Source organism: Streptomyces sp. NPDC045968, from assembly GCF_056430475.1.
Genome location: NZ_JBWKLF010000006.1, coordinates 301,395 through 319,410, shown reverse-complemented (window position 1 = coordinate 319,410; position 18,016 = coordinate 301,395). Strand labels below are relative to the sequence as shown.

At 70.8% G+C, this 18,016-nt stretch carries 14 protein-coding genes; 8 read left to right on the top strand and 6 right to left on the bottom strand.

Annotated features, from left to right (window positions below; genetic code table 11):
* Nucleotides 1-15: 15 nt before the first annotated feature.
* Entirely contained in the window at nucleotides 16-945 is a 930-nt protein-coding gene (locus AC07FA_RS19725) for a hypothetical protein (RefSeq protein WP_479077011.1), read from the bottom strand.
* 358 nt (nucleotides 946-1,303) lie between these two features.
* Between AC07FA_RS19725 and AC07FA_RS19720 the strand changes: the two genes are divergently transcribed.
* Nucleotides 1,304-1,714, top strand: a complete 411-nt coding sequence (locus tag AC07FA_RS19720; RefSeq protein ID WP_479077009.1) for a DUF4913 domain-containing protein — start codon at nucleotides 1,304-1,306, stop codon at nucleotides 1,712-1,714.
* Between the two features lie 12 nt (nucleotides 1,715-1,726).
* Here AC07FA_RS19720 and AC07FA_RS19715 read toward each other — a convergent pair whose 3' ends face one another.
* The gene (locus tag AC07FA_RS19715; RefSeq protein ID WP_479077008.1) at nucleotides 1,727-2,917 is read right to left on the bottom strand and encodes a DUF418 domain-containing protein; all 1,191 of its coding nucleotides are present in this window, start codon (nucleotides 2,915-2,917) and stop codon (nucleotides 1,727-1,729) included.
* A gap of 9 nt (nucleotides 2,918-2,926) precedes the next feature.
* A complete protein-coding gene (locus AC07FA_RS19710) occupies nucleotides 2,927-3,379 on the bottom strand; it encodes a hypothetical protein (protein ID WP_479077006.1) in 453 nt (150 codons plus the stop codon).
* Nucleotides 3,380-3,594: 215 nt separating this feature from the next.
* On the opposite strand from AC07FA_RS19710, the gene AC07FA_RS19705 reads away from it, so the two are divergent.
* The 3 genes from AC07FA_RS19705 to AC07FA_RS19695 all read left to right on the top strand — a co-directional run bounded on the left by AC07FA_RS19705 (nucleotide 3,595) and on the right by AC07FA_RS19695 (nucleotide 8,817).
* A complete protein-coding gene (locus tag AC07FA_RS19705; protein WP_479077004.1) occupies nucleotides 3,595-4,476 on the top strand; it encodes a hypothetical protein in 882 nt (293 codons plus the stop codon).
* A 248-nt stretch (nucleotides 4,477-4,724) separates the two neighbouring features.
* Nucleotides 4,725-7,586, top strand: coding sequence for an AfsR/SARP family transcriptional regulator (locus AC07FA_RS19700; RefSeq protein ID WP_479077003.1), 2,862 nt, complete (start codon nucleotides 4,725-4,727; stop codon nucleotides 7,584-7,586).
* Nucleotides 7,587-7,785: 199 nt separating this feature from the next.
* Nucleotides 7,786-8,817: a C40 family peptidase gene (locus AC07FA_RS19695; RefSeq protein WP_479077001.1), complete on the top strand. Its 1,032-nt coding sequence runs from the start codon at nucleotides 7,786-7,788 to the stop codon at nucleotides 8,815-8,817.
* Between the two features lie 48 nt (nucleotides 8,818-8,865).
* Here the strand turns inward: AC07FA_RS19695 and AC07FA_RS19690 are convergent, their stop codons facing one another.
* The 3 genes from AC07FA_RS19690 to AC07FA_RS19680 form a co-directional block, all read right to left on the bottom strand.
* Nucleotides 8,866-10,455, bottom strand: coding sequence for an MFS transporter (locus AC07FA_RS19690; RefSeq protein WP_479077000.1), 1,590 nt, complete (start codon nucleotides 10,453-10,455; stop codon nucleotides 8,866-8,868).
* Nucleotides 10,456-10,534: 79 nt separating this feature from the next.
* Nucleotides 10,535-11,008: a MarR family winged helix-turn-helix transcriptional regulator gene (locus tag AC07FA_RS19685; RefSeq protein WP_479076999.1), complete on the bottom strand. Its 474-nt coding sequence runs from the start codon at nucleotides 11,006-11,008 to the stop codon at nucleotides 10,535-10,537.
* A gap of 175 nt (nucleotides 11,009-11,183) precedes the next feature.
* Nucleotides 11,184-12,218: a LacI family DNA-binding transcriptional regulator gene (locus AC07FA_RS19680; protein ID WP_479076998.1), complete on the bottom strand. Its 1,035-nt coding sequence runs from the start codon at nucleotides 12,216-12,218 to the stop codon at nucleotides 11,184-11,186.
* Nucleotides 12,219-12,358: 140 nt separating this feature from the next.
* Here AC07FA_RS19680 and AC07FA_RS19675 point away from each other — a divergent pair, with 140 nt between their 5' ends.
* The 4 genes from AC07FA_RS19675 to AC07FA_RS19660 are packed head-to-tail and all read left to right on the top strand — an operon-like array spanning nucleotide 12,359 to nucleotide 18,004.
* Entirely contained in the window at nucleotides 12,359-13,666 is a 1,308-nt protein-coding gene (locus tag AC07FA_RS19675; protein WP_479076997.1) for an ABC transporter substrate-binding protein, read from the top strand.
* A gap of 32 nt (nucleotides 13,667-13,698) precedes the next feature.
* The gene (locus AC07FA_RS19670; RefSeq protein ID WP_479076995.1) at nucleotides 13,699-14,658 is read left to right on the top strand and encodes a carbohydrate ABC transporter permease; all 960 of its coding nucleotides are present in this window, start codon (nucleotides 13,699-13,701) and stop codon (nucleotides 14,656-14,658) included.
* Nucleotides 14,655-15,476 (top strand): carbohydrate ABC transporter permease, encoded by an 822-nt coding sequence (locus AC07FA_RS19665; RefSeq protein ID WP_479076994.1) that lies wholly within the window; start codon nucleotides 14,655-14,657, stop codon nucleotides 15,474-15,476. Before AC07FA_RS19670 ends, AC07FA_RS19665 begins: the two co-directional genes overlap by 4 nt.
* On the top strand, nucleotides 15,473-18,004 hold the full coding sequence (locus AC07FA_RS19660; RefSeq protein WP_479076993.1) for a beta-xylosidase/alpha-l-arabinosidase: 2,532 nt from the start codon (nucleotides 15,473-15,475) through the stop codon (nucleotides 18,002-18,004). The genes AC07FA_RS19665 and AC07FA_RS19660 overlap by 4 nt, the downstream gene beginning before the upstream one ends.
* Nucleotides 18,005-18,016: the final 12 nt, after the last annotated feature.

The window sequence follows — 18,016 nt, the reverse complement described above, 5'->3', positions numbered from 1 at the left end:
CGCCCACCCGGTTGTCTAACGGCCTTGCGTGGGCGACGCCATGCGGGCCGGTGGGATCGGGACCGGGGTCGTGGGCGCGTACTCGGTGGCCCTGTTGCCCTGAGTGGGCGGCGTCGAGCCGGGGACCGTGGAGACTGCTGCCTCGACGCGCTGCGAGGGCTGGGCGCCGAGAAGGGCGTTCGGTGCGGTGGCATGCGCCGGGTTGGCGGGCAGCGGCTCGTAGTACGCGTCGACGATGTCGGACAGGTCGTTCTCCGCGTCTTCGCTGACGAGGGGGGTGGTGGATGGCATGTCGAGGTACGCGTCCACGATGTCGGACAGATCGTCCTCGTCGTCGAGGATGAGATAGCTGAGTCCGGCTTCCTGCTCGTCCGATGCCTCCTCGCCGCCGGGGCGAGGCGCGGGGGCACTGCCCGACGCCGGGGACACAAGGGCTGCGGCCTCCGCGGTCGTGCGGCGCTCACTCGTTGCGAGGTGCGCATGCTGGACGAGCTGCTGGGTCCGGGGGAGTTGGCCGTTGTGGAACATCTCCACCAGCGCGGGGTGCTCGGCCAGTACGGCCTCCACCGCTTGCGCGATGCTCGCGGCCCTGCCCTTGTTCTCGTCGGTGTAGAGGTGGGCGAACCGGTCCGGGGCCTGTGCTGGTGCCTCCTGTGGTCCGGGCTGTTGCTGCCCCGGTGGCGAGATTCGCTCCAGGATCTTCTGGATGATGTACGCGATCAGCTTCTCGGTATCGGTGGACGTAGAAGCGTCCCGCGCACCAGACGCGCTGGACTCGTTCCCCTGCACCCGGGGGGGTTCCTCGGGCTGGGCTGGTCTGCGTTGCTCCTGCCGTTTCAGGCGCTCCCGAAGCTCAAGAAGGTCGTGGAGAATCAGTTCCATCGCTGTCTTCGCGGCGCCGGGATCGTGTGCAGTGATCCCCTCGGCAGCTCCCGTGGCGGGCATGACGGCGTGTCCTCTCTGTGGGGTTCGTGGGGCGGATGCGGTTCCGCCCACTCGTCTCGGACCGGCGCGTCCGGGCTCACCTGTGGTGTGCGACCGCCTGAGCGGAGGGAACGGCGACCGGGACGGGCCCGCCCACTTCTTCTGGTGTCGTCATGGCGTGCTGCCTTCCATGTGTTCTCCGTCTGGTCCCGTGAACCCGTGAACCGGTGTGCATGCACACGACGGATACCTGGGTATTCCGGTTCACGCGCGGCCCGGAGAAAGGCATGGACTGAACCATCCGCGCGTCCTGTGCGTAGTGCCGGTGTCGATCAGCCGATCACCGATATGCCCATCAACCTGTGGGAGGCGACCCCGCATGACCAGTGCCGTCGAGCGTGCCGAACCGGCCGGGAACACACAGCAGCAGGGACCGCAGTTCATCGTGTATCTGGACGGTCCGCTGCATGAAGAGGCGCTGAGCCTCCTGAGCCGGTGGGTGCAGCACCTCCTGATCCCGGTCTACGGCAGGGAGACCACCTCGTCCGCCCCCTGGTGCGCGCGGTGGTGGGAGCACGAGGAGGCGGTGGCGCAGCTCTACGGGCTGTGGATGGCCTGGCAGGAGCTCACCGACCCGGCGGCCGGCCTGACCGGCCCCGCGGTCTGGCACCGTGACTACCTCACGCACGTCATGTCCGCCTTGCGTGATCCCTCCGGTCCGTTCGCCGGCTGCAAGCCCGGGGCGCACCGGCCCAAGGACGTACCCGTGACGGAGACCTACGGCCGGTGAACTCCGGGGCGGCTACCGTGCCCGCCGCGGGAAGCCGCCCCGGGTCGCCGCGCGCACCAGGAATTCCACCGGACCGCTCCGGAAGTGCCTCAGCAGCACGCCGCTCAGGGCGAGTTGGGCGGCGTACAGGACCAGACAGCCCGACAGGACGGCCGTGGTGCCCAGCCGCCCGTACAGGCCGAGGCCGTACCCGGTGAAGACCAGGGCCAGGACGAGCGACTGCGTCAGGTAGTTGGTGAGCGACATCCGCCCCGCGGGTGCGAGCGCTGCTCCGACCCTCCGCCCGGCGGGGGTGCGTACGAGCAGGAGCACCCCGCAGGCGTACGCGGCGGTGAGGGCGGGAGCCGTGAGAATCCCGGCCGCCCGGCCGATGTGGAACCAGTCCCCGCCCAGCGGACCGCCGGTGCACGCCGCCATGAGGATTCCGCCGGCCAGGCCGAGGGGCAGCCATCGGCGGACGACGCGCCGCATCCCCTCCCGGTGGCGCTCCGGGCAGGCGAGGATCCGCCACCTGCCGGCGGCGAGGCCGACGAGGAAGGCAGCCAGCAGATCGGCGGAGTAGAGGACGTTCGCGCCGAGGAATTCCGGCAGCAGCTCGATGTTCGTGAGGATCACCGAGCCGGGGCCGCCCCGGTACCCCGTCACCGTGCCCGCCGTCGTGGCGGCGACGTCCTCCGTCCGCTCCGGCCCGCTCAGCGCGAGCGTGAGCAGACCGTAGGTGAGGAGCAGGGCGGCGAGCGTACCGACGAGGCCGGCCGCGATCCGCAGGAGCGCCCAGGGCGACACGTCACGCAGTGCGAACAGTACGAGCCCCAGGGCCGCGTACGTCATCAGGATGTCGCCCGGGTACAGCAGTACGGCGTGGGCGAGGCCGAGCAGGAACAGTGCGGCGGTCCGGCGGAGATGGCGGGGCGCGAAAGCGACGGCCGCGTGCTCGGCGGAACGCTGCTGCACGGTGAAGCCGTAGCCGAAGAGAAACGAGAAGAGAAGGTAGAACTTGCCGGCGACCAGGGCCGTCACCACCCAGGCGGCGCTCCGGTCCGCAAGCCCGGCGCCGGCCCCGCCGACGGACGCGGCGGCGGGGCCGGCCATGAGCTGGGCGTTGATCAGCAGGATGCCGAGCAGAGCGAAGCCGCGCAGCACGTCGATGTCACCGATGCGGGCCGTCGTCGGGGCGGCGGCGGATGCGTGGAGAGCGGACACGCGCGTGGCTCAGGAGACGGACGCGGCCGGGGCCGGGCCCGTGTCCTTCGGCCGGTGGGCCGGAGCTGGCAGGTGAGCGCCGGTCGCGTCGTCCCCGGCGGCCGCGGTCCGCGCCGCCCTGCGCGCGGAGGCGGACGCGAGCACCGGGTCCGCCGCGAAGAACCCCAGAGCGGCCACGCCGAACAGGGCGCCCGCCAGGGACGCGATGCCGGCCACGACCGCACCCGTCGGCGCCCCGGGCCACAGCACGCCCGTACCGCCACGGGCCAGCGCGGAGAGGGACTCCAGGGAGAACGGCGGCGGATTCCAGCCGTCGCCGACGAGCGCGACGCCCAGGCTGCCGCCCAGCCAGACGGCGGCAAGAGCCAACGGGGTCAGGAGCATCAGGGTCATCAGCCAGGGGACGAATCCCGTCGCTCCCGGCTCGTACGCACGGTCCTCCCGCTGTTCCAGGTCAGCCACGATGTGCCTCCACGTCTCGGTCTCCGGGGCCGTACGGCCGTTGTCGGACAGCCACCACGCATCCCGCCCGGCACGCGGTTCAATCCCGGACGGGCTCCTCGGCGGGAGCACCGAGAGTTCGTCGAGGGCCCGTTGAACCGGTGGCTCCGCACATCCGTCGAGGAGCTTGAACGCGCACTCAGCCCCCCGTTCACATCCGGCGAAGGGATTCCCGCATGCCAGAGCTCACCGCCCTCGACCGCCCCGGCCCGTCGGAGCCCGCACGCGCACTCGCCCCCCTGCTCTTCGACGTGTACGTCTCCGACGAGTACGCGGCCGTCCTCAACGGGGAGCCCGTCGACGTCGACGAGGGGCAGTCCGTCCACGAGGCGATCCTCGACCTCCTCCAGCGCCATGCGCGCGACCACCGGGGGCCGGTGCGCGCCACCGTCTTCGACCGCCCGGCCGCCCACACCGTGCGCATCGAAGTGGCACCGGACGGCTCCAGCCGCATCCCCGATCCCGACGAGAACGAGAACGAGAACGAGGGTGAGAGCGAGAACGAGGGCGAGAACGGAAACGGAAACGGGGACGTGAACGAGGGCCGCTTGGAGCCGGTCCCGGTCCCGGCCGCCGTCGCCGAGCGCGTACAACGCATCAGGGATGCCGTCGACGGAGGCGACGCGGAACACGCGGGCGTCCTCGCCGCCGCGCTGCGCGAGCGTCTCGCCGGTGACCACGGGGCCGGGCATCCGCAGGCACTTGAGGCGCGGGCGATGGAGGCGTACGTCGCCCATCTCGCCGGCGACCACCCCCTGGCCACGTCGCTGGCCATCGGGGTCGCCCGGATCCGCTGCGGGCTCGGGGACGCGCGCGCCGCCGACGACGTCCTGCGCGCGACAGCGGCGTGGGAGCGACTGCTCGACGAGCGGGCCGCTTCGGCGCACGGCCGTGAACTGCTGCACCTGTGGGCGCATCTGGCCGAGAAGCGCCGGCTGGGCCCCCCGCACACGGAGGCGATGCACCTGGTCAGGCAGCACTTCGCGGTCCCCGGCGCCGGGGACCGGGCGCACGCGGGAGTCGTGACAGCTGTGTCGCAGGACACGTGCGCTCTGTGACGATCACCTCAACCTGGTGCCCCACGGCGCATCGAATGTGCTGACATATGCAGCTGAAGGAGCATTCTGCGCCCACGCGGCGGCGAACCTGCTGAAGACGCCCTCCTCGCAACGGTTCGTCGGCCCGCTAACGTCCCCTCAGAAGATCGCTTCTGTGGGGGGCGCGAACACCAATGGAAACAACGGGCGTTACCGGTCTCCGGTTCACGGTTCTGGGTCCGTTACAGGCATGGCGGGGCGAGGACCCGGTGCCGCTGGGCTCACCGCAGCAGCGCGCCGTACTGGCCCTGCTGCTGCTCAAGCAGGGCCGCCCGGCCTCCGTCGACGAACTCGTCGACGCCGTGTGGGACGAGGACCCGCCCACGGGCGCCGTCTCCGTCCTGCGGACCTATGTCTCCCGCCTGCGCGCGGCGCTCGAACCGGGCCGGGCGAGGAACCAGCCGCCCCGCGTCCTCGTCTCGGTGGCCGGCGGTTACGCCGTCCACGTCCCCGACGGCGCGTTCGACCTCACCGTCTTCGAGTCGCGGCTGCACGAAGCCAGGAGGCTCAGAGACCGAGGCGACCACCGGGCCGCCAGAGACCTGCTGCGCTCCGCGCTCGACGCCTGGAACGGAGCCCCGCTGGCTGGTGTGCCCGGGGCCTTCGCCGAAGCGGAGCGGACCCGGCTCACCGAGCTGCGGCTCGGCGCGACGGAGATCCGCGTCGAGCTGGACGTGGAGCTGGGTGGCCACAGCGATGTCGTACCCGAACTGATCACCCTGGCCGCGGCCCATCCGCTGCGCGAACGGCTGCGGCTGCTCCTGATGCTGTCGCTGTACCGGTGCGACCGGCAGGCCGAAGCGCTGGCCGTCTACCACGACACCCGGCGCGTCCTGATCGCCGAACTCGGCATCGAACCGGGCCCGGCCGTCCGCGACCTGCACCGGCAGCTCCTGGCGGCCGATCCCTCACTCGCCGCGCCCAGGGCGGCGGCCGAACCACGGACCGCGGCAGTACGGCCCGCCCAACTGCCCGCGGACCTGGGCGACTTCACCGGTCGTGAGGCGGAGACCGCGCGCGTGACCGCGGCACTCTCGGGGGCGTCCGGGACGGCCGTGCCGGTGGCCGTCCTCACGGGCATGGGCGGAGCGGGCAAGACCGTCCTGGCCGTGCACGCCGCCCATGCCATGAGCGGGCAGTTTCCCGACGGTCAGCTCTACGTGGATCTGCGCGGTGCGGACGGCTCACCCGCCGACCCCTCGGCCGTACTCGCCGGATTCCTCCGCGCCCTGGGGGAGAAGGACCAGAGCATGCCGGACAGTACGGAGGAGCGCGCGGCGCTCTACCGTTCGGTCCTGGCCGGGCGCCGGGTGCTGGTCGTGCTCGACAACGCCCGTGACGCCGAGCAGGTACGTCCGCTCCTGCCCGGCTCCGGTGGGTGCGCCGCCGTCGTGACGAGCCGTTCCGCGCTCGCCGCCCTCTCCGGTGTCACGCATGTCGCGGTGGAGGTGTTCCGGCCCCAGGTGGCGGCGGCCCTCTTCACCCGCATCCTCGGCGGCTCCCGTACCGAGGGCGAACGCCTCGCGATCCTGCGCGTGGCCGACCTCTGCGGAGGGCATCCGCTCGCCGTGCGCATCGTGGCCAGCCGGCTCGCCGTCCGCCCGGACTGGACGGTGACGGACACGGTCGACCAGCTCAAGGACGAACGGCAGCGCATCGGCGAGCTGCGGATTCAAGGGCTGGGCGTCGAGGCGTGCTTCCGGCTCGGCTACGGCGAACTCGACGCGGAGCAGGCGCGCGCGTTCCGTCTGCTGTCCCTGCCGGCGCCCAGCCCCCTCATCCTGGTGGAAGCGGCGGCCGTGCTCGGACGGCCCCCGGAGCTGACCGAGTCGCTGCTCGAATCGCTGGTCGACGTGGGCATGCTGGAGTCGACGGCCCGCCGGTGCTACCGCTTCCACGACCTCCTGCGGCTGTTCGCACGCCAGCGCGCCCAGGAGGAGGAGTCGGCCGAGGCGCGTGAGGCCGCGCTGACCGGCCTGCTGGATCTGCTGCTGGCCACCGCGCGCAATGCGTACGGTCTGATCCGGCCGGGACACAAGGTCCCCGTGTCGCTGCTCCCCACCGAGCACCGGGGTGTGACCTTCGCGGACGAGAGGGAAGCCTGTGCCTGGTGGACCCGGCGGCTGGCTCCGGCGCTGGAGTTCGTGGCACAGATCGCCCCGGCGGCCCCGGCCGGCGCCGCCGATCTGATCCTGGCACTCGACCCCCTGCTGATGTCCGAGCACCGCTGGCGCGATGTGATCCCTGTCGCCCGCACCGTGGTCGACGCCGCGCGCCGTGCGGGCGACCGGCGGGCGGAGCAGCGGATCTGCTACATGCTCGGCGGTGCGCTGATGCAGATGGAGGAGTTGCAGAGCGCCCACGAGGTGACGAGCCGCGCGATGGAGCTCTCGGTGGGGACCGAGGACCACACGGTGCACGCCATGGTGCTGAACGTGGCGGCGCTCCTGGCAACGAAACGGGGCGGCGAGGGGGGCGGCCTGGAGCTGGGCATGCGTGCCGTCACCGAGGCCCGCGCGGCGGGGGACAGGTCCGTAGAGGGGCTTGCCCTCGGCAACGTGATCCTGGAGTGCGTGCGGCTCGGGCAGGTGGACGAGCTGCTTCTCGACACGGCCCTGCGGCAGTTGGACCTGTACGAGAGTCTGGGCGACCAGCACGGGCGCGCCTACGCGCACTACCGGATCGGTCAGGTGTTGCTCGGTCTGGGGCGCTCGGCGGAGGCGCTGGGTCAGTTCGAGGAGTGCCTGGCGCGTCTCGGCCCGAGCGGGCACTCCTTCGTGCGCTGCGCGAGCCTGATCAGGGGCGCCGAGGCGTACCTGAGTCTCGGACAGCCGCAGATGGCCGCCCGCTACGCCGAGCAGGCGATCGCCCTCGCCCGGGAGATGAACTTCGAGCGGGGCGAGGCCCATGCCACCGAGATGCTCGGCGATGCACTGGACCTGGTGGGGCACGAGTCGTGGGCGCGTGCCTGCTGGGAGCGGTCGCTCGCCGTCTGCCTGAGGCTCGGTATGGCCGACGAGGCCGGACGCATGCGCGGAAGGCTTGAGGCGCAGCCGGCCGACGCCCGCTGATCCCCCCGGCCCACCGCGGCCATCATCCGCCCGCCCTCGTGAACCACCGGCTCCCGCAGGGACGTTGTAGGGGCGAACGGGGGCGTCCTGACCCGTTCGGTTGGTCGTGCCGCGCGGCGGCATGACTCCTCCCGCCCACGAGTCATGACGGAGCGTCAGCAACGTGATACGGAAAGCGAGCGGTAAGGGTGGTCGGGCGGTGGTGGCCGCGGTCGTGCTCTGCGTCGTCGCGGCGACGGCACAGGGTTCGGCGACGGCGGTACCCTCTCCGGCGCCCGATCCCGCCCGGCCCACGTCCCTGGCGGAGGTGCGCGAGGAACTGGACCGGCTGTACCACGATGCCGAGGTCGCCACGGACACGTACAACGCCGCGGAGGAGCGGGCCGGCAAGCAGTCCGCCCGGGTGGCCGCGCTCGCCGAGGACATGGCGGCGGGCCGGGTCGCGCTGGAGCGGCTGAGGTCGCGCATGGGGGCGGCGGCCCGTGCCCAGTACCGCAGCGGCGGCCTGCCCCTCGATGTCCAGCTGCTGCTGAGTACGGACCCCGACGACGTACTCGACGAGGTCGGACGAGCGCGCCAGGCCCAGCACGGTGTCGACGGACTGCTGCGCGAGCGGACCCGCGTCCAGAAGGAGCTGCGCGAGAAGTCCGAGGTGGCCTCGGAGCAGTTGAGAAAACTCCAGGGCAGCCGCCAGGCCGGGGCGGATGCCCGGAAGCGCATCGAGAAGCGCATCGCCACCGCGAAGACGCTGGAGGCGCGGCTGGAGGACAAGGAGCGCAGACGCCTGCTGGAGATGCAGAAGGAGGCCGCGGACGACACGCACGCGGCGTATCTGCGGTCCGGCTCGCTCAAGGACGTCAGGGGAGAGGCCAGTGAGCAGGGTGCGACAGCGGTCGCCTTCGCGTCCCAACAGCTCGGCAAGCCCTACGGGTGGGGGCACGAGGGGCCCGACAGCTACGACTGCTCCGGGCTCACCTCGCAGGCGTGGGCCGCGGCGAAGCGGCCCATACCCCGCACCTCGCAGGAGCAGTGGCGTCTGCTGCCGCGTATCGGCATCGAGACCATGCGCCCCGGAGACCTGATCATCTATCACCGGGACGCCAGCCACGTGGGGATGTACATCGGCGACGGCTCGATCATCCACGCACCGCGCCCGGGACGGAACATCACCGTCGCCGACGCCGGTTCGATGTTCATCCTCGGAGTCGTACGCCCCGACAAGCGTCCCTGAGCGAGGGCGGCGGCTCGCTGCTCCTGTCCGGGCCGCCGCCCACCGCCGTCAGTGAGCCGCGGAAGCCTCCGGGTCGCGGCGGACGCCGACCGCGGCGAGGACGGCGCCGGCCACGCACAGCACGCCGGTGACGAGCGCGGCGGTGTGCACGCCGTTCATGAACGCCTGCCCGCTGCCTTCGATCACCGCGGCCTTCAGCTGCGCGGGCATCTCACCGTTGACCGGCGAAACCCCCATCGACACCGCGTCCTTGGCCTCGTGCAGCCCCTCCGCCATGGGTCCGGGGACCCCGGCTGAGGTGAGTTCGCCGGTCAGGGTGGAGCCGACCCGGCTGCTGATCAGGGAGATGAGTACGGAGGTGCCGAGCGCTCCGCCGACCTGGAGTGCGGTGGCCTGCAGCCCGCCCGCCACACCACCGTCGCTCACCGGGGCGTTGCCGACGATCGCGTCGGACGAGGCGGCCATCACCATGCCGACACCGAGGCCCAGCGCGACGAAGGGCGGCCACATCGCGGCGTACGAGGAGTGCACACCCCAGCCCAGCAGCCCGAAGGAGGCACCGGCCTGGAGCGCCATGCCCAGCGGCATGGACAGCCGGGCCCCGAACCTCTCCGTGATCTTGGCGCCCAGCGGCGCCGCGACGACCGAGGCGAGGCTCAGCGGGAGGGTCCGTATGCCTGCCTCGACGGGGGTGAAGCCGCGGACGTTCTGGAGGTACAGCATGACGAAGAAGATCACGCCGAGCAGGACGAAGAAGTTGACCGCGGTGATGACCGTGCCGATGGTCAGCGCGGGGCTGCGGAACAGCCGCATGGGCAGCAGGGGGTGCGCCACCCGCGTCTCGTACCAGCCGAACACCGCGAGCAGGACCACGCCCGCGGCGAGAGTGGCGAGCGTCGAGACCGAACTCCAGCCCCAGGTCTCGCCCTTGACGACACCGAAGACCAGAACGAGCAGGCCGAGCGCCAGCAGGATCACGCCGGGGACGTCGAAGCGCTGTTCGCTCGCCGGGTTCTTGCTCTGCGGCAGGACGAACGCGCTGAACGCGAGCGCGACGATGCCGATCGGGAGGTTGATGAAGAAGACCGACTCCCAGTTGACGTGCTCGACGAGCAGTCCGCCGACGATCGGGCCGAGAGCGGTGGAGACGGAGGACACCATCGCCCAGATGCCCACGGCCATGCCGAACTTCTTCGGCGGGAACACCGCGCGCAGCAGACCGAGTGTGTTGGGCATCAGCAGGGCGCCGAAGAAGCCCTGCAGGGCACGGAAGGCGATGACGCCTTCGATGGAACCCACCAGCGCGATGGCGATCGAGGCCGCGGTGAAGCCGGCGACGCCGACCAGGTAGTACGTGCGCCGGCCGAAGCGGTCCCCGAGCTTTCCGCCGAGGATCAACGCAGCGGCCAGCGCGAGCAGATAGGAGTTGGTGACCCATTGCAGATCGGCGGTGGACGCGTTCAGGTCCCGGCCGATCTCCGGGTTGGCGATCGCGACGACGGAACCGTCGAGGCCGACCATGAACAGACCGAAGGCGACGGCTGCCAGCGTCAGCCAGGGGTTGCCGCGACGGCCGGCCGGGGCAACGGGCCGGTCGCGGGTGGGCAGGGGGGAGTGGTCCACGGCAGTGGAGGGCATACGGATGCCTTGCTTCCTGAAAAGGGGGAGAACGAAGAGAGGGAGAACGTAGGGAGGGAGACGGACGGCCGCGCGGGCGTCAGTGCGAGGCGGCGTGGATGTGCCGCGCCAGTCCCTGGAGCGCACCGAGGGCGGAGCCGATCGCGTCGAGATCGCCGTCGGTCAGGGCCGACAGGGCCTCGGCCACATACCCGTCCATGAGCGCGCCGACGGCGGTGATGCGCCGCCGGGCCTCGGCCGTCAGGTGCAGATGCGCGATCCGCTTGTCGGCCGGGTCCTGCCTGCGTTCCAGCAGCCCCTGGGCCGCCAGCTGGGTGACCAGTGCGCTCACGTTGTTCGGCTTCATCAGCAGTTCGTCGGCTGCCGCGCGCACGGTGATGGCTTCGCGGCCGCCGACGAGGCGCAGCAGCGCGAGCTGGCCTTCGGGGAGCTTGGGGTACGGGATGTCCTGGGCGAGCCGCCGGTCGAGCGCCCGGTGCAGCGCGGGCAGGACAGCCGTCATCGCTGACGCGATGTGCCGGATGTCCTGTTCGGACGCGCTGGGGGCAGACATACGGGCATCATAAGTATGAAGAGATACCTATGTCAAAAGACCTAAACGCCCAAGGGTGCCCGGCCACGCATGGGGGCGATCGCCGAGGTCACCAGCCTGCTCGCGCCCGGCGACGGCAGGCGGCTGTGCGACGCGCAGCGCTTGACGCGCAGCGCCCGGCTTCGGCCGCGTCCGCTCAGTCCTCCGCGGGCGGCGGCGCCGTGCTCTTGCGTACGACCAGGCTGGTGGCCAGCTCCAGCCGTGTGGACACCGGTTCCTGGGCCCGCAGCCGCATCAGCATCTGCGCCGCCTCCTCCGCCATCTGACGCAGTGGCTGATGGACGGTGGTCAGCGCCGGGCTGGCCCAGCGGGCGATGGACACGTCGTCGTAGCCGACCACCGAGAGGTCGTGCGGGACGCGCAGGCCGTTCACCCGGGCCGCTTCCAGGACGCCGAGCGCCTGGAGGTCGCTGCCCGCGAAGATCGCGGTGGGCCGCTGCGGCCGGGACAGCATCTCCGCCGCACGGTCGTATCCACCCTCCACGTGGAAGTCGCCGAACAGGATGAGCTCCGGGTCGACCTCCAGCCCCGCCATGCTCATCGCCGACCGGTAGCCGTCGAGCCGGGCCCGGGAGCACAGCATGTCCTCGGGGCCGGTGATGATGCCGATGCGCCGGTGCCCGCACTCGATCAGATGGCGGGTGGCGGCGAGTCCGCCGTTCCAGTTGGCCGAGCCGACCGACGGTACGTCGGGGTCGGGATCGCCGGCCGGGTCGATGATGACGAAGGGGATCGAACGGGCCCTGAGCTGCTGCTTGACCTCGCTGGGCAGGGCGGAGAAGACCAGGACGACACCGAGCGGCCGGCGCTGGAGCATCGCCTCCATCCAGTCGGGGCTGGGTGAGTGCCGGGTTCCGCTCTCGGTGAGGACGACCCCGGCGTTGTGGGCCTTGGCGACGTTCTCCACGCCCCGGATCAGCTCCATCGCCCAGATGCTCTCCAGCTCGTGGAACACGATCTCGATGAGCGGCGCCTCGCGGGCCGAGCGGGTGGTGCGCCGGTACGCATGGGCCTCCAGCAGACGCTCCACCTTGACCCTCGTCGGGGGCGCCACGTCCTGCCGCCCGTTGAGGACCTTCGAAACTGTCGAAATGGACACGCCGGCCTGCTGGGCCACCTGGGCGAGGGTGATGCGGCCCATTTCCTCGTCATCGCGCATGGCGAGGAGCATAAAGCACGGCCCAACCGCCGCCGAGGCGTAACGCTTTGATAACGCGGTGACCGAGGGTTGACCCCCCAAGTGAGGCGTCCTAGCGTCCCGACTCAGGAAGTTTCGGTAATCGTACCGAAAAAGTTTCGAGAGGCGAGTCGATGAAGCAACGCGCACGGTTCCCGCGGACCGCTGTCGTCGGTGGTGCCGCGCTGGCCCTGGTGCTGTCCCTGTCCGCGTGCGGCGGAGGAGGGTCCGATTCGGCCGGCGGGGACGACACCATCCACGTCCTGGTCTACGGGGATGCGACGAACAAGGTGGAGAAGGAGCTCGTCGCCACCTTCAACAAGACCTCCAAGGTGAAGGCCGTCCTGGACACGATCCCGGGCGCCGACTACCAGGCCAAGCTGCAGACGATCATCAGCAGCAAGCAGGCGCCGGACGTCTTCTTCAACTGGGGCGGCGGCAGCATCAAGCCGTTCGTCGACGCGGGACTGCTGCTCCCGCTGGACGACTTCATCGCCAAGGACCCCGGCCTCAAGGCGAAGTTCCTGCCGTCCGTGTTCAACAGCGCGGTGCTGGACGGCAAGTCCTACGGCGTACCCATGCGCGGTACGCAGCCGGTGCTGCTGTTCAACAACGGCAAGGTACTCAAGGAGGCGGGCGTCGAGGCGCCGAAGACCTGGGACGAGCTGCTCGCGGCCGTCAAGGCGCTGAAGGCCGACGGCGTCACCCCGATCGCGCTGGGCGGCGGCGACCGGTGGCCGACGCTGATGTGGTTCGAGTACCTCTACGACCGCATCGCCGGCCCGGAGCTCTTCCAGAAGGCCCTGGACGGCGACAAGGAGGCGTGGGCGAGCGCCGACAGCCGTGAGGCGCTGGGCAAGATCAAGGAACTGGTGGACGCGGGGGCGTTCGGCACCAACTACGACTCGGTGAAGTTCACCGACCAGGGTTCGCCCACGCTCCTGGCGACCGGCAAGGCCGCCTTCGAGCTGATGGGCTCGTGGGAGTACTCGACCCAGCAGGACGCGTTCCCCGAGTTCGCGAAGAACGACCTCGGATACAGCGCGTTCCCGTCCGTCGAGGGCGGTAAGGGTGATCAGACCAACGTCGTCGGGAACACCAACAACTTCTACTCCGTGCTGAAGAAGACCAAGCACCCGGAGGCCGTCGGCGAGTTCCTGAAGCTCATGTACTCGGACCAGTTCGTCAAGGCGCAGCTCGGCATCGGCAACCTGCCGACCACGACGAACACCGAAGGCTTCCTGGACACCGCCGCCAGCCCGGAGTTCGCGAAGTTCCAGTACGACCTGGTCAAGGCGGCCCCCGCGTTCCAGCTGTCGTGGGACCAGGCGTACCCCCAGTCGGCGTCCACCACGATGCACCAGTCCCTCCAGCAGTTCTTCAACGGCTCGATGGACGAGGACGCCTTCATCAAGGCCATGCAGGCACTGCCGACCTCGTGAGCTTCCCGACATCCGGACCCGGAGCACGTGACATGACCGCCACCGCTGCCGCCTCCGCCATCGCCTCCGTGGACGGCGAGAAGGCCGGGCGGACCGGCCGATCCGCCGGCCCGTCCGGCATCGGAGCGGGCCGCCCGGGATTTCTCTGGGCGGCCCCCGCCGCTGTCTTCTTCGGCCTCTTCGCCATCATCCCGCTCGTCATGGTCGCCGTACTCTCCTTCGCCAGCTGGGACGGTCTGAGCGACCCCGAATTCGCCGGCCTCGACAACTGGAAGAAGCTCTTCGACGACCCCGTCATGATCAAGAGCCTCTGGCTGAGCGTCCTGCTCACCGGGCTCGGCGTCCTCGTCCAGACCCCGCTGAGCATCCTGCTCGGCGTCTGGGCGGCGGGGCACCAGCGCAACCGGGCCGTGCTGTCCGCCATCTACTTCGTCCCGATGCTGCTGTCCATCGCGGCAGTCTCGGTGCTGTGGCGCGCGGTCCTCGACCCCAACTTCGGGGTTCCCGCACAGGCCACGTGGCTGTTCGGCGACGGCAATCTGTTCGGGATGCAGTCCAGTGCGATCGGTGTCCTCGTCTTCGTCAGCACCTGGCAGTTCACCCCGCTGCACACACTGATCTACCAGGGCGCGGCCCGCGCGGTGCCGCCCGTGCTCTACCAGGCGGCGCAGATCGACGGGGCGGGCACGGTGCGGCAGTTCTTCCACATCACGCTGCCGCAGCTGCGCAACTCGGTCATCACCTCGATGATCCTGATGGTGGTCGGCGGGCTCACGACCTTCGACACCGTCCTCATCCTCACCCAGGGCGGACCGGGCAGCGACACCACCATCAGCGCCTATTACATGTACCAGAAGGCGTTCAAGAGCTTCGACTACGGAGCGGCGTCCGCCATCGCCCTCCTCCTGGTCCTCGTCTCCACGGTCATCTCGCTGATCGTGGTGCGGCTCTCGGGCTACGACAAGATGCGCAGCACCATGGAGGGACTGTGAGCAAGAGCCGTCCCAACTACTTCGCCGGATTCGGCTCGCTGGTCTGGCTCCTCGTGGTCGGGCTTCCCCTGTACGTGATGCTCGTCGCCACGTTCCAGTCGCGCCCCGACTACGCGGCCAACGGCCCGCTGGCCTTCCCCGAACACTTCACGCTCGACAACTACGTCAACGACCTCAACAGCGGCTTCGCGCAGTACTTCCTCAACACGGTGATCGTCACCGTGTGCGTGGTCGGCATCGTCGTGCTGCTCGTACCGCCGCTGGCCTACACCATCGTCAGGAGCCGCGGCCGGGCCACCACCACGGTGTTCCGGCTGTTCCTCCTGGGCCTGGCGATTCCCTCGCAGGCGGTCATCGTCCCGATGTTCTTCGTCATCAGCGAGGCCGGTCTCTACGACAACCTGATCGGCGTCATCCTGCCGACCGCGGCCTTCGCGATGCCGGTGTGTGCCCTGATACTCACGGGTGTGATGCGTGACATCACACCCGATCTGTACGAGGCGATGACGATGGACGGTGCCTCGCCCCGGCGGGTCTTCTTCCAGCTGGTGCTGCCGCTGTCCAAGAGCGGTATCTCGACGATCGTCGTCTTCTCCGCGCTCCAGGCGTGGAACGGCTTCCTCTTCCCCCTCGTCCTGACGCAGTCCGCGGAGACCAAGGTGATCACCATGGGTCTCTACGACTTCCAGACGGAACACGGAGTCGACACCCCCGGCCTGCTCGCCGCCGTCGTCCTGTCCATGCTCCCCATCCTGCTCGTCTACCTGTTCGCCCGTCGAGCCTTGGTCCAAGGGCTGATGGGGGTCGGAGGAAAGTGACCGCCAACATCGACAACGCCGGCGTGCAGACACCCGCCGGGGCCACGGACCCCCACGCGCCGGTCTCCGGCACCACGGACTCCTGTACTCCACCGCCCTGGCGCGATCCCGCCCTCGGCCCCGGGGCCAGGGCCGATGCCCTGATCGCCGCGATGACCCTCCAGGAGAAGATCTCCCAGCTCTTCGGCGTCTGGGTGGGCGCGTCCGACGAGGGCGCCGAAGTCGCCCCGTACCAGCACGACATGGAGGAGGCCGTCGCCCTCGACGAGCTCCTCCCGCACGGCCTCGGCCAGCTGACCCGCCCGTTCGGTACGGCGCCGGTCGACCCGGCCGTCGGCGCGCTCTCGCTCGCGCGCACCCAGGAGCGGATCGCCCGGGCGAACCGGTTCGGCATCCCGGCGCTCGCCCATGAGGAATGCCTCGCGGGCTTCGCCACCTGGGGCGCGACCGCCTACCCGGTGCCGCTGTCCTGGGGTGCTACCTTCCATCCGGCGCTGGTCCGCGAGATGGCCGCCGCGATCGGCCGCGACATGCGCGCGGTCGGGGTGCACCAGGGCCTCGCCCCGGTCCTGGACGTCGTGCGCGACGCCCGTTGGGGCCGCGTCGAGGAGACGATCGGCGAGGACCCCTACCTCGTCGGCACGGTCGCCACGGCCTATGTCCAGGGCCTGGAGTCGGCCGGTGTCGTCGCCACGCTCAAGCACTTCGCCGGGTACTCCGCCTCACGCGCGGGCCGCAATCTCGCTCCCGTCGGTATGGGTGCGCGCGAGCGGGCCGACATCATCCTGGCGCCGTTCGAGATGGCCGTACGCGAAAGCGGCGTACGGTCCGTCATGCACGCCTACACCGACACCGACGGGATCCCCTCCGCGGCCGACGGGCTGCTGCTGACCGGTCTGCTCCGCGACACGTGGGGCTTCGACGGGACCGTCGTCGCGGACTACTTCGGCATCGCGTTCCTCAAGACGCTGCACGGCGTGGCGGGCACCTTCGGGGAGGCCGCCGGTGCCGCGCTGGGGGCCGGTGTGGACGTGGAGCTGCCCACTGTCAAGGCGTTCGGCCGCCCTCTGAGCGACGCGATCGCGCAGGGTCACGTACCCGAGTCCCTGGTGGACCGGGCGGTACGCCGAGTGCTGGTCCAGAAAGCCCAGTTGGGGCTCCTGGACCCGGACTGGAGCCCGGTGCCGCCGGCGCTGGCCGGGCGCGGGCCGCGTACGGAAGGCACCGCCGAGCCCGCTGGTCTTACCGACCCTGTTGGTCCCACCGGGCCCGCTGGTCCCGCCGAGGGGTCCCAGGCACTGCGCGGAACCGTCCGGCTCGACACGTACGAGAACCGGGCGCTGGCCCGCCGCGTCGCCGAGCAGGCCGTCGTGCTCCTCCGCAACGACGGCACACTGCCCCTCGCCGTCGATCCGGCGGCCGGCGCCCCGGACCGTATCGCGCTGATCGGACCCAACGCCGACACGCCCACCGCCGTCCTCGGCTGCTACGCCTTCCCGGTGCACGTCGGCGGCCAGCACCCGGAAACCCCGGTCGGCATCGAACTGCCCACACTCCGTGAGGCGTTGACGGCGGAGTTCCCGCACAGCGAGATCGTCACCGCCAGGGGCGCGGACGTCGACGGCCCCGCCACCGACGGCTTCGGCGAGGCCGTCGAGCTGGCCCGGGGAGCCGACCTCGTGATCATCGCGCTCGGTGACCGGGCCGGGCTCTTCGGCCGCGGCACGAGCGGGGAGGGCTGCGACGCGGAGAGCCTGGCGCTGCCCGGAGTGCAGCAGCAGTTGCTCGACACGCTCCTCGACACGGGGACCCCGGTCGTCCTCACCCTGCTCGCCGGGCGTCCCTACGCCCTCGGGCGGGCTGCGGAGCGGGCTGCCGCGGTCGTGCAGTCCTTCTTTCCAGGGGAGGAAGGCACGACGGCCATCGCCTCGGTGCTCAGCGGCCGCACCGCACCGTCGGGCCGGCTGCCCGTCAGCGTGCCGCGCCACCCGGGCTCGCAGCCCTCCACCTATCTGGCGGCCCGGCTCGGTCACTCCAGCGATGTATCCAGCATCGACCCGACCCCGGCGTTCGGGTTCGGCCACGGGCTGACGTACACCACCTTCGCGTGGGGCGATCTGGTCGTGGAACGCGAACGGGCGGCAACGGACGGTGAGTTCACGCTCTCCTGCACGATCCGCAACACCGGCGCCCGCGAGGGGACCGAGGTGGTCCAGGTGTATCTGAACGACCCGGTCGCCTCCGTGGTCCAGCCGGTGCAGCGCCTCATCGGCTACGTACGCCTCGGCCTGCGCCCCGGGCAGGCGGCGAGGGTGCGGGCGACGGTTCCCGCGGACCTCGCGTCGTTCACGGGCCGCGACGGACACCGGATCGTCGAACCGGGCGATCTCGAACTGCGGCTGGGCGCGTCGAGCACCGATACGCGTCTGACGGCCCGGGTCACGCTCACCGGGCCGGTGCGCACGGTCGACCACACCCGGCGGCTGCACATGGACGTCGCTACGGAGATCCTGGCGGACACGCTCTAGTCCGGCCTGGTC

Coding starts and splice junctions, on each gene's coding strand:
- AC07FA_RS19680 (WP_479076998.1), bottom strand. CDS start 12,218: ATGCTCCTCGCCATGCGCGATGACGAGGAAATGGGCCGCATCACCCTC.
- AC07FA_RS19705 (WP_479077004.1), top strand. CDS start 3,595: ATGCCAGAGCTCACCGCCCTCGACCGCCCCGGCCCGTCGGAGCCCGCA.
- AC07FA_RS19725 (WP_479077011.1), bottom strand. CDS start 945: ATGCCCGCCACGGGAGCTGCCGAGGGGATCACTGCACACGATCCCGGC.
- AC07FA_RS19675 (WP_479076997.1), top strand. CDS start 12,359: ATGAAGCAACGCGCACGGTTCCCGCGGACCGCTGTCGTCGGTGGTGCC.
- AC07FA_RS19670 (WP_479076995.1), top strand. CDS start 13,699: ATGACCGCCACCGCTGCCGCCTCCGCCATCGCCTCCGTGGACGGCGAG.
- AC07FA_RS19690 (WP_479077000.1), bottom strand. CDS start 10,455: ATGCCCTCCACTGCCGTGGACCACTCCCCCCTGCCCACCCGCGACCGG.
- AC07FA_RS19685 (WP_479076999.1), bottom strand. CDS start 11,008: ATGTCTGCCCCCAGCGCGTCCGAACAGGACATCCGGCACATCGCGTCA.
- AC07FA_RS19720 (WP_479077009.1), top strand. CDS start 1,304: ATGACCAGTGCCGTCGAGCGTGCCGAACCGGCCGGGAACACACAGCAG.